Source organism: Methylobacterium sp. Leaf117 (genome assembly GCF_001422985.1).
Classification (GTDB): domain Bacteria; phylum Pseudomonadota; class Alphaproteobacteria; order Rhizobiales; family Beijerinckiaceae; genus Methylobacterium.
The window spans coordinates 143,912-155,410 of the sequence record NZ_LMNL01000038.1; the positions used below are offsets into that span (position 1 = coordinate 143,912).

Sequence of the window (11,499 nt, forward strand, 5' to 3'; positions counted from 1 at the left end):
CTGCACCATGCGACACCTGGAGACTTTCCCGATGGCCTCGAACAGTCAGACCGCCCGCACCCGGGAGCGCGACCGCCACCTCCGCAGTCTGGACGTGAAATCCGATCGCCGGAGGCGGCTCCTCGGAGACGCCTCCCGCCGCCGCGTTCTCATCCCGGGGTGGGCCGAGCGCTCGGTCCAGGCGATCGACGCCGACATGCCCGATCTGGCGACGGACGAATACCTCGACGCCTGCCGGCTGTTGGACCCCGGCTTCGACGACATCGACGCCCCGGCGGGCATCGGGCTCGGCCGCTGGCTCGGATGTACTGCCGCATTCGCGGCGGTCGCCGAGGACGAGGAGGATGCGTAGCGAGCCGAATGACACCGGGCGGGGCGGGGACCCGCCCCCCGACACGGCGACCAGCCGGGAACGGGTGAAACCACCCTGATCTTCCCGATAGCCGAAACGTGCCGACCGCTCGATGTGTCGGTCGGCGCGAAAGTGGGAACGGGGATCGGTGTCCGACAGGGCCCCGCCTGTAGCCCTCGAGTGGACCTGATGGCTGCGTACCGGAGATCCGCATAGACCCGACGTCCCTTGCGCGTGTCCCGGCTCGCCCCATGTCTCCGACCCGATCGGCACATCGCCGATCGCTGAGCACGGGACATCCCATGACCGACGTGCCTTCGGAACGATCATCTGCCGCGCAGGTCGGCAGGAGGCCGGACGAGTACCATGTCTACGTCAGGCATGCCGGCGTCACGTACTTCCTCGCGGACGACGGCACCTTTGTTCCCGAGCAACGCAAGGGGAGGAAGTTCATGGACATCGAGGATGCTCACGCCGTGCTCAACCGGATAGCCGATGGACGGGAGTTGGGTAAGGACGAGCCCGGGATCGTGCGCAACGCTTGGCGCTGGGTCGGCGAGTAGCTGGCGCTGCGGGATTACCGCAGAGTCCTCCACCTGTCCGATCCGCTGCGGCGCGAGAGCCTCCTTCCCCTGCCGGGGGGACCAACTCTGCGCGTGCCCCGAGACGGGTGTCGGCCCTTCAGGGAGCATTTTCGGCGATCGAGCAGAGACCGGTCGGGCGTCCTCTCCGTCGAGTTTCGAGCACGCCGTACGAACCGCATGCCGATGATCGGACAGCGGACCGGCTCGGGGCAGAGATCGGCCCGAGGGGCAAGCGCCGCGACAACCACGACGCTGCCCGTGGCGCCGCCTCGGCATGTCCCTGGAATGCAGTCAGGGAGACGGAGGTGAGCCTCGGGACGTCCCTCCGCCTCCAGCCACCGTGGCGACTTCGGGGGTACCCGGCCGGCATGGACAAGGCAGGGATCAGGGGCATCGCGGGTTCGCAGGTGCGGCCGCTGCTACAAGGAACAGCCGGACGACGGCCGGAGGATCGGCGTCCCGGTGTCGACGATGCGCGGTCCGAAGATCGGACCGGCGGCCACCAGTAGGTGGTTGTTTCGCTCTAGGGGGCAGGTTCCGGCTCAACCCGACCGACCGAACATGCATCGTTCGGACCGAAAGCGGGATCGTCGCATCTATCAGCCCCTCCATCCATCCGACCGGTATGCATCTTCGACGATGGATCCCTACGACCCACCGGCAGGCGGACGCCGGCTCGTTCCGTTAACCATGAACGACTTTCGAGCTGGTGCACGCAATCTTCCGACTGCAAGACGTCACAGCGGGCCGCATCGGTCGCCTGCGGGTACGTATGGGCTGATGATGGAGAGGAACGCGAACGACAATCCGATGCCGGAACACGCCGATCGCGTTCGGGCTTTGGAGCTGGTGAGACGTATGGCGGCGGCGCAGGACATGTTTGTCGTCGGCGCGGAGGAGGGGCCCACCTTCTTCATGCGCCTCGGATCCATCCTGGGAGTACTCGAACGGGCGGGCTTGGCGATTGTCCGTCGTGAGGCCGACGAACGCCCCGCCGGTGCGACCCTTACGGATTCGGGGATGGATGCCGGATGCAGGCTCCTCGCGGGCCACGTCGCGCTCTTCCCAGCCGGAGGGGGCATCAAGCTCGTCGCGAACCCCATCTCACTCGAGGATGCGCAGGTTCCGCAAAGGGGATCGGGTGTGCCCGTCTGGGTGAGGGCCGTCGCCCCGTCCCACTACGGTCCCGACGTCGTCGAAGGGTCGGCAACGGTGGTCATCGCTGACCCGATCGAACGTTGGGAAAGCCATCCTGCACTCCGCTGGTGCAGGCGCGACGACTGCCCGGTCCAGTGCGCCTGGGAAATCTTCACGCGTAGCGGACGATCGCTCGGCCTGATCCTGGGGACCGCCGGAGGGTTCGACGGCGTCGATGCGTTCGGCGGGTACCACACGGAGCACGAGTTCGCGGCGGTGGCCTGGCAGATCGCGGTCAACTGTTGACGCCGAAGTCTCCGTCGAGGGTGCGGTGAGTTTACGAACAACCACGGAGGGTCGACGACTTGGCTGGATGGAAGTTGCAGGCGACCACCACTGCGGAGCTCTACCAATCGGCCATGCGCCGAACCGGGGAGCCACCCAGCGACAAGGACACCATAGACCTACGCGGACGCCAGGCGCAGCAGACCCACCTCGCCCTCCATAGGCACATGCGGTCCAGACCTGACGACCTCCTGGGATTCGTCGAGGGACTTGTCGAAGCCAACGACCTGGTCTGGACGCTGTGGGGAAGCTCCGATGCCGGATTCGGCTGGGATCTGATCAAGGGTCGGAAGATGCTGGACGCGGCGGCGATGTTGGAGGAGGCCGGGATCCCGGAAACCGGAGGATGGAAACGGTCCGTCGAGACGACGGTCATGGTGCCGGATGCGCTGGCCTCGCAGCTTCTGTTCGCCAGCTACGGCGAGGGCAGGTCGATGACGAATCCGTTCGGCGCACGCGGCGCCGCGCTCTGCATGAGCCTGCCGTCCGAACGGAGGAACCCCTTACGATTCGCGGTCGTCGCCGCATCCGAGCCGGCCTGATGCGGAAGGACCGGTATCGCGCCTCGGAGTACCGGACGTGTTCGGCGCCATCGACGAAGTGCGTTGCACCGTACCTTCGCTGAAGACGTGGAACCGTGAGGCGTCGTGCCATGGCGGACGCCGGCTCGGCGAAGGGTGCCGGTCTCGTTCGCGTCGGAGGTCCCACGCGATGGCGTGGACCAGATCCGACCGTCGGCCACCCGAGCGCGACGCTCACCCAACGCAGACGACCTCGCTCCAGTCACCGGCAGACAACATTCCTGTGAGGGGTTGCCGACAGGCCGCTCGTCAATGTCGTCACGGACATGGCTGGACGTAATGGCGTTGCCGGGATGCCGCATGATCGAATGCTTAGGCCCGCAATACACAGGCACTCGACACCGAGGAGGTCGACGCTGCCCACTGGAACCTCTAAAATATTTCCTTTCCCCAATAGTTTGCGGCACTGGCGATCGGCTCCCCGAGTCGCAGGTCGGTATGCTCGCCTGTAGCCCGGACCGGGACAGCGAAGCGCACTCCGACAGTACGACGGCGTCGGCTGCGTACCGCGACCCGAGCGGCGCGCCAGGCGTCCGCGCGGAATCCACGTGAGCTGGTCGGCATCCCCCGGTGCCGCTCCAAACCCGGAGGTCGTTTGTACCATTCATCGCCGACACGACAATCCTTCGGACGTCCCATCCACGGACGTCGCGCCGAAGGGTCCCCGATACGACCCGACCGGTGCGCCCTCGCGCACCGGATCCATCCATGGACGTCGAACGAAACGACGCGGGCCGTCCCGACCTCGCCGCCGCACTGGATGCGGTCCTGGCCTTGACCCCGTCGGACCAGCGCAAGACGGCCGCCGGGACATTCGGGCGCCTCACCGATGCCGTCACCGACCGCGGCGTGGCGGTGTCCAATGTCGTGGGGCTGCGTTACACGACGCGACGGCACATCCGAAACGCATGGCATGCCGGCTTCATTCTGGCCATGGCTCGATCTCGCGACCCGGAGGTTCGTGAGAAGCTTCGGCTGCTTCCGTCAACGCTCGACTTGAATCGAGCGGAGGCTGTCGCCGAGACGATCGAGCAGGGCATCCGGGGCATCTCTCGTTCATCAGCTCCCATCCGGCAGCACCTGGAGATGGGCTTGGCCCTCGTTCGGGCGACCCCGACCATCATTGAGGCGCTGGACGGCCTCGCCGCGATCGCGTTGCCGCCAGCCATCCGTGCCGACCCGCCTGCCTCGAACGGGCGAGGCTCGGCCAGCGCCGACTACCGGCGCGTCCGCCGCCGCATACGCCAACTCTGCTCGACGCTCCTGAGGAAGAGGGTGGGACCGGCAATACAGACCTTGGAGGCCGAGCCCTCGGCAATCCGCCGGCTGTTCGAGGAAGGGACGACCGGCGCCCGACGCTTCAAGTCCGTCGCCTCGACGCTGGGCGGCCTCGCAGCGAAGCGTGCAGCATCTACGCCAAGGGGCGCCACATGGCGGCATGCGGTGGCCGAAGCACTCTGCAAGGACCTCGTAGACGCCATGCTGCTCACCCTCGTCGACCGCCTGCTCACACGCCATGCCGGACTGACGCATCGAGGGGAGGCATGCTCGATGGACGGGATGCGCGGATGGGTGGCCGTCGACCTCGGGCGCGGTTCCTCGACCCTGAGGGTCGGCGTCGCGTTCGACCTGACAGTTCCCGCTGCCGCAACGGGACTGACTATTCTGGGCGACGCCGCCGAGACCCCGCTGACCTTCGGGGAGGCAGAGCGCAGGCTCGACATGACGATACCGGAGGACTTGGACAAGCCGGCCTACCGCGCATTGAGGCATCTCACACGATGCGACCCCCACCCGGTCCGAGGCGACGTCCTCGATGCGGATACCCTCATGATCGCTACGTCAGCCGATGCTGCCACGGATCCGGTCCTTGCGGACCGCTTGGCCAATGCCTCAGAACGCTTCCAGGTCACGATCATGATGGCGCCCGGAAGCGACGCCGGCCTGGCGTTTCGGTTGGCGGAAGCCGGCTTCGCCTGGGAGCCCGACGAGCGCGGTTCCCGCCCGCACATGTGTCAACGGGCCCGGGACACAGACGAACCTTGTCTTCCATGATCTCGGGCCGCAGTGCCGAGCAGTGTGCGCATGGACGAACACGTAGGGATTCCTTCGGCGGAGTGGGGCGGCGGGTCGTGCAATCGGGAGTGCGAGCGGGGGACGACGTCCTGGATCGTGCGGGACCGCAATCGCCCGGCAGTAGGCGCGCAGGCTGGATTACCGGCTACCAACCGGTACGTTAACCAAGCGCGTATCGGGAGCCACCTCAAATCACAATACGGTTTGCCTTACGTACTGGTCTACCGTATGTCCGGTCGGAAGGCCATCTGGCGACCCGACAGGCAGGCGATGAACCTCGACAAGAACTTCCGGGCGGAACTCGCCCGACTCGACGAGCAGGAGCGCGAACTCATAGCGATCCGATTGAAGGAGGACGAGGCGGACGAGGCCGAGGCCAGGAAGCGGAGAATTGCCCGGGATGAACGGTTCGTCGCGCAGATGCAGGAGATCGCAGGCACGCGCGTCCGCTTGCAGACCGTCATCGCCTCGCTGGGTGGCACAGAGGGGTTACCGGCGATCGGGGCCTCCTCGAACCGCTCCGCACGCGCCAGGAAGGCGAGCGGGGACGTGAGGGAGGGCACGGTGGCCGCGGCGATCCTCAAGGCCCTCGACGAGGCTGGTCCGGCGGGATTGTCGGGCCGCGCCGTCAACGACGCCGTCGAGGTCGCCGGCTTCGGCATCCACAGCTCGGAGAAAGTCAAAGCCCAGCTGAAGCGTGAGATGCGGGTACGCCACGACGCGGACAAACGGTGGTGGTACGCCCTCAACGTGGACGCCACCGCTTCGGACAGCGCCGAAGACTGAATTCAGCGAAACGGAGATGGCACGATGACCCGTCACACACCGAGGGCGCGCGGCCCGCCGATCAGGACCAAGGGTCCACTCGACGTAGGGGAACGCGCGGCCCGTCGCAGGCCACGCGCTCCATACCTGGCGTTTCCGCTCGAGGAGCCAGGAAGGACGCGACCACGCTCCTAAGGTCTGAACACCCGAGGATATGCGGAAGGCATCCACGTCGACCAAAGACCACGCCCGACAGGCAAGCTCTGAATCCGACCGATGGAGCATGCCACCTCGCGCACTCCTGCGCAAGGGGCTGCACCGCTCTCGGATCAACGCACTCCATCGACCGGCCCCCCACGACGGGCCCGCCCCCGATGCCTCGCGCCACGAGAGACCCATGACCGAAGATTTCACCGCGCGCCCCGACGGTGCCCCGATCCCCTGGCCGCTGTCGGACCCCGAGTGGGACGAAAGCTCCCAGACCCCCCGGGAAATGCTGGGCTTCCAAACCTCCGAGACGGGCGGCGTGACGGACGACGATCCCACGTAACCGCCCTCGGCGGCGGGGATCCCTCCGCCGCCGTCCCTTGCCGCCGATCGCCCGACCGACATGGAGACGCGCCATGCGCATGCCTACGCAAAACCTGTTCACGTCCTGCGGGATCGTCCTGCCCGAGCAGAGAAGGCCCCCTCTCGCGCCGAAGCCGCCGCGCCGCGTGAAGTCCGCGCCCGCGCGGGACGAGGGGGTGGCAGAGGCCGAGGGACCGGACCTCCCGAAGACCGCGTGAGGACATCCCGCGCCGGACCAAGACGGCCGGCGCGGGACGCCATCCGGAGACTGCGCGATCCATGCCTGCCCCTACTGAGGCGGCGATCGCTTGGCCTCGCGGAAGCGCCCACCGCGCGCAAACTCCCGGACGTCCTCCGTGACGAACGGCATCATCGCGCCAACACGGGAAGGATCGGGTCGTCATGTCGAACGATGGGGTAAAACTGAAGAGGGCCGGGCACCGGCCGACTTCGGACGCGGGCCGAGCCCCGGGGTCCGCCGGACCGAACGGCTTCGTCCCGCCGAGTTTTCCGGAGGACCCGCTGTCCGCGTTTTTCCGCTCCCTCGCCCGTTCCGGACCGCCGGCCCGGATTCCGGACGTCTCGCCCGAGCCGATCGAACGTCATTGGCCCGCCTTCCCGAGCTCCGGACCGCTCCCGAACGGGACCTCGGTCATGTCCCGGCATCCGGCCTTCGAGGGTATCGGGAACGAGCCGGAAGTCGTCCTCGGCCGAAGCTCCAGGAGCGCGGCCCGGGGACGGCAGACCCGTTTGCACAGCCTCAAGAACCGGAGAACGATGTTTCTGCGTTCGACCCTCGAATACCGACATGCGCTAGATCTGGAGCTCGACGCCGAGGTCCTCGCCTTCTGCGAAGAGCCGGTGGCGTTGCGCTATCTGCTCGGGCAGCAGCTGGCGCGGCACCGGGTCGATGCGTTCGTCCGCACGCAGGACACGTGCGAGTTTGTTGAGGTCAAGTACGAGAGGGACGCCTGTCTGCCGAAGAACGAAACCCGGTGGCCGGCGATAGCCGCCGCCTTTAACGCCCTGGGCTACGGCTACAAGGTCGTCACCGAGCGGCATCTCCGCAGGGCGGGACGCGACGAGACGGTCGGGGCGATCTTCGAGCGTCGGCAGGCGAAGCTTCCGGACGCGGGGCGGATCGAGGAGATCGTCGCCGCGCTCCGAAGCGGCGGCATCGCGGACGTCGGCGCGCTGACGTCGGCCTTTCCCGACTGCATCGACCTGGCGACGGCTTGCGCGATGGCGCGTCACGGTCTCCTGACGCTGGGCCTCGACCACGGCTTCGGGCCGCAGATGCCGGTAGGGATCGGGCCGGGTTGCTACCGCCGCATAGGCTTGGCGACCCGGGGGGTATGGAAGTGAGGGCAGAGCGTTGAGGAAAGTCGCATTCGGCCCGGGTACCGTCGTCAAATCCGACGACGGTACCTTCGAGCTCCTGAACCACTACACGATCGAGGGCATCCCCAATTGGCAGATGCGGGACCAATCCACCGGGATCCTGTGCCACCGTCCCGAGGCGGAGATCCGCGCGGCCTACGACGTCGGAGTGGCGACCTTCGACAGCAGGCTTGAGCCGGAGACGCCCGAGGAGCGCAAGCGACGCCGCAAGAGGCACGGCGTGCCGCTGTCCGACTTGTCAGAGAAGAAGCGTCGGCGCGTCGCGTATAGGAAGGAGGTCATTCGGGAAGTCGAGAAGCGCCTTGCGCCCGGCACCGTGCATGCCGTCGTCGGCTGGGTGGAGCGCGGCGGCAAGAGCCGGCCCGTCACGAACCTGGACCGCCTCTGTGCCGAGCTGGGACGCGAACTCGGGCAAAAGCATTACGGGAAGCCGGCACCGTGCAGCGCAGCGTCCTATGCGCGCTGGGCGGCTCTGTATGCCGAGCATGAGGATTCGCGCGACCTTCAAGGCAATTTCGACAAGCGAGGCAGGAAGGCGAAGGTCGATCCCCTGGTTTCCGACGCGATCAAACGAGTGATGGCGCGTCTCCTGGAGGCGGCCAAGTACCGCAAGCCGGTGGGACGGAGGCCCGTCCTCTCGATGGCTCAGATCATGACCGCGTCGCTGGACGAGGTGAAGATCGAACGCAAACGGCATCCGGATCGGCCGCTCGTCCTACCGGACCGCTCCACATTCTACGTGTACTACAACCGATTTCCGGCCGAGCTTCGTTCCATCGCCCGTCACGGGGCGACCAAGTCCCGGATGCTCCATCGCCGGCCCGGCGACCGGGATGCGCCGGAGGCTGCCCTTTCCCACCTGATGTTCGACGAGACGCGGCTACCCTTCTTCGTCGTCCACGAGACGCTGGGCATCCCCCTTGGCCGACCGTGGCTCGCGATCCTCGTCGACGTGTTCAGCAACGCGATCGTGGGATTCTACATCGGCTTCGAGCCGCCCGGTGACCTCGTCATCGCGGCCACCATTCGCCATGCCTGCCTGATGAAGTCGTATGTCGCCCAGGACTATCCCGACATCGTCAACCCTTACCTCTGCGGCGGGGTCGGACGCTTCTTCACGTTCGACAACAGCCTGCAGGCGCACGGCAATTCGATCTTGCAGATCACCGCCGACCTCGACGTCCAGTACGACTTCACGCCGCCCCGGAGTCCTTGGGTCAAGGGCGAGGTCGAAGGAGCGTTCGCCGTCGCGGCCCAGACGTTCCTACAGGAGATGCCGGGCTACGTACTGTCGCGCGACCTCCATATCGACAACCACGACTACGACCCGACCCAGCACGCGGTGATCGGGCTGAGGCACCTGATGTGGCTCTGGCACCATTGGCTCCTCGGCGTCTACCATCCGAACGCGCCGCGCAACGGGACGCGTCTCAGCCCTAATCAGCGGTGGCTCGACGGGACGCGCATCGTGAAGCCCTGCTTCCTCGAACGCGGCACGGATCTCGACTTCATGTTCGGAATCGTTCGGGAAGGGCGCCGCCTCGACAATCGCGGGGTCGTATACGAGCAGATCTACTACTACTCCGACGGCATCGACATTTTGAGGCGACGTCGCGGCGCCTCGATCAGGGTGAAAGTCAAGGTCAACCCGATCAATCTCGCCAGGATCCACGTCTGGGATCCTGACGAGGAGATTTGGATACCGGCATTCGCACGCGACAGGTCCTATGCCGACGGGTTGGACCTCCATACCCATACGCTCTACCGGAGGCACACGGACCGGCTCTCGGGTCGCGACGACCTCGAGGGCTGGATCGAGAGCCGTGCCCATCTCCATGGCCTGATAGACAGGGCGCTGCCCGACGCGCTCGGGATCCAGATCCAGGCCAAGATCGCCCGCTCCATGGGGATGGGGTCCGACCGCATGTACGCGGAACTCGACCCGCTCGGTCGGCGGCCCGGGTCCCCGACGCCGCTTCTCGGTCCGACGGGACGCCCCCTTGCGATCGAGGGACCGCCGGCCGATCGCGGCGCCGGGCTCGCGGTCGGCGTCGGACCGGCCATGACGGAAACCGCCGCGGCGCCGCGCCAGGTCGCCCGGCGGGCACGGGCGATCCCGGTGTTCAGCACGGACCACTCGCTCGGGTAGCGAGCGAGCGTCACGAATCGGGTCCGATGCGTCCCACCCCGCGCGGACCCCGTCGGGCCGCAGGCCGCGACATCCATTCCAGGGAGACTGAATTGGCCGGGAACCTCTACCAGGAGATGCACGCCGTCTTTGTCGGCCACACGCACTTCCAGTCCGTCATCCAGGCGCTGGATTCCGCCTTCGAGCTCAGGGTCGAGGACGGCGACCCGGGCACGCTGCCGTGCATTCCCGTCGTCGGCCCTTCTGGGGTCGGCAAGACGACCGTCTTCAAGCGTTTCAAGCGATCGCACCCCATCGAGAAGGACGGCAGACGACAGATCGACCGCTCGGGCCTCGTCTCCGTCTCGGACCGGGTGCGGCTGCTCTGCGTCACCATGCCGGTCACCGTGAGCCCCACGAAGCTCGCCCGGGAGATGCTCCACGAGCTCGGCGACCCCCTCTACGAGTCCGGAAAGGCCGAGGGCCTCGACGACCGGGTCGACAACCTGATGCGGCGGTGCGCGGTCGAAGGCGTCCTGATCGACGAAGGCCAGCGTGTGCTGGATCGGGCAGGCGTGCTGACGGCGGAAAAGATGATCGATTGGATCAAGGACCGGCATGCTCGGAACAACGCGGTCTTCGCCCTCTTCGGCCTTGCCCGGATGCGCAAGCTCTTCGAGCAGGACGTCCAGTACGACAATCGTTGGGACGCCGAGTTGAGGATGGAGCCCTACGCTTGGGGTGGGGACGACGCGGTGGACTTGTCCAGCCGTGACAACTTCATCGGACTCCTCGCAGGCCTTCGCAGTGGTTCGCCCGCTCCCTGGGCCGCCGAGCTGACCATCGTGGACGAGGAAGGCGCCGTCTTGGACGAAGACGTCGCAAAGCGTTTCTTCTATGCGTCGCGCGGGTTGATGGGGGGCGTCAAGAACCTCCTCAAGATGGCGGCGCGCATCCTGATCGAGGACAGGAAGAACCAGACCGAAGGCGGAACCCCGGGGGTGATCGACATGAAGCTGCTCGAACGCGCCTTCGACCGGGAGGTCAGGAAGGAGAAGGCGAACGAGCGGCTCATCAACCCCTTCGGCGTGGAATGGGACGGGCGCCTGCCTCCTCCCATCCCGGAGGAGAACGAGGCGACCGCATTGGCCAAGTACAAGCGCCGCTCGGGTCAGGCCAGGGCGAGGCGAGGCGCGTCGAGGTCCGACCGTCGGCGGGAGATCGACGCGGCCCTGACGAAGGGATGAGCGCGGCCACGCGGCTCGTCGTCCGGAGCAGACCGGGCGAAGGCGAAACGCTGCACGGTTTCCTGCTGCGCCTTTCGGAGCTCAACGGCTATGCCGGGACGCGGACGATCCGAGAGCTGACGGGGCTGCCGCCGACCTTCGCGTCGGTCCCGTGCGGGCTCGAACGCCTCGACGCGGTCCTCGGTGGCCCAGCCGGCGCCGACACGCTCGCCGGGTCGGCTTGCTGGCCGGGCCGCGACGGGCTGATCGGGGTCGGAAGGGCGCGCCTCTCACCCGCGCTCATCGACCTCGCTCGGGCGCGGGTGTGTCCGGC

At 67.1% G+C, this 11,499-nt stretch carries 11 protein-coding genes; all 11 read left to right on the forward strand.

The genetic code is table 11. The features are described 5' to 3' along the window. Positions 1 to 31: 31 nt before the first annotated feature. Positions 32 to 352, forward strand: coding sequence for a hypothetical protein (locus ASF57_RS22715; RefSeq protein WP_156376290.1), 321 nt, complete (start codon positions 32 to 34; stop codon positions 350 to 352). Positions 353 to 654: 302 nt separating this feature from the next. Further along, entirely contained in the window at positions 655 to 915 is a 261-nt protein-coding gene (locus ASF57_RS22720) for a hypothetical protein (protein WP_056487874.1), read from the forward strand. 801 nt (positions 916 to 1,716) lie between these two features. Then, entirely contained in the window at positions 1,717 to 2,379 is a 663-nt protein-coding gene (locus ASF57_RS22725) for a hypothetical protein (RefSeq protein ID WP_056487877.1), read from the forward strand. Positions 2,380 to 2,438: 59 nt separating this feature from the next. Continuing rightward, positions 2,439 to 2,960 carry a hypothetical protein gene (locus ASF57_RS22730; RefSeq protein ID WP_056487880.1) on the forward strand — a complete coding sequence of 174 codons (522 nt, stop codon included), beginning with the start codon at positions 2,439 to 2,441 and terminating at the stop codon, positions 2,958 to 2,960. 747 nt (positions 2,961 to 3,707) lie between these two features. Next, positions 3,708 to 5,054, forward strand: a complete 1,347-nt coding sequence (locus tag ASF57_RS22735) for a hypothetical protein (protein ID WP_056487883.1) — start codon at positions 3,708 to 3,710, stop codon at positions 5,052 to 5,054. A gap of 291 nt (positions 5,055 to 5,345) precedes the next feature. Then, positions 5,346 to 5,861: a hypothetical protein gene (locus ASF57_RS22740; RefSeq protein WP_156376291.1), complete on the forward strand. Its 516-nt coding sequence runs from the start codon at positions 5,346 to 5,348 to the stop codon at positions 5,859 to 5,861. 376 nt (positions 5,862 to 6,237) lie between these two features. After that, positions 6,238 to 6,390, forward strand: a complete 153-nt coding sequence (locus ASF57_RS26060; protein WP_156376292.1) for a hypothetical protein — start codon at positions 6,238 to 6,240, stop codon at positions 6,388 to 6,390. Between the two features lie 79 nt (positions 6,391 to 6,469). Beyond that, positions 6,470 to 6,628, forward strand: coding sequence for a hypothetical protein (locus tag ASF57_RS26065; protein ID WP_156376293.1), 159 nt, complete (start codon positions 6,470 to 6,472; stop codon positions 6,626 to 6,628). 559 nt (positions 6,629 to 7,187) lie between these two features. Further along, positions 7,188 to 7,775 carry a hypothetical protein gene (locus ASF57_RS26070; protein ID WP_156376294.1) on the forward strand — a complete coding sequence of 196 codons (588 nt, stop codon included), beginning with the start codon at positions 7,188 to 7,190 and terminating at the stop codon, positions 7,773 to 7,775. Positions 7,776 to 7,785: 10 nt separating this feature from the next. Then, a complete protein-coding gene (locus ASF57_RS22750; RefSeq protein WP_056487892.1) occupies positions 7,786 to 9,960 on the forward strand; it encodes a DDE-type integrase/transposase/recombinase in 2,175 nt (724 codons plus the stop codon). A gap of 92 nt (positions 9,961 to 10,052) precedes the next feature. Beyond that, the gene (locus tag ASF57_RS22755) at positions 10,053 to 11,186 is read left to right on the forward strand and encodes a TniB family NTP-binding protein (protein WP_056487895.1); all 1,134 of its coding nucleotides are present in this window, start codon (positions 10,053 to 10,055) and stop codon (positions 11,184 to 11,186) included. Positions 11,187 to 11,499 lie beyond the last annotated feature (313 nt).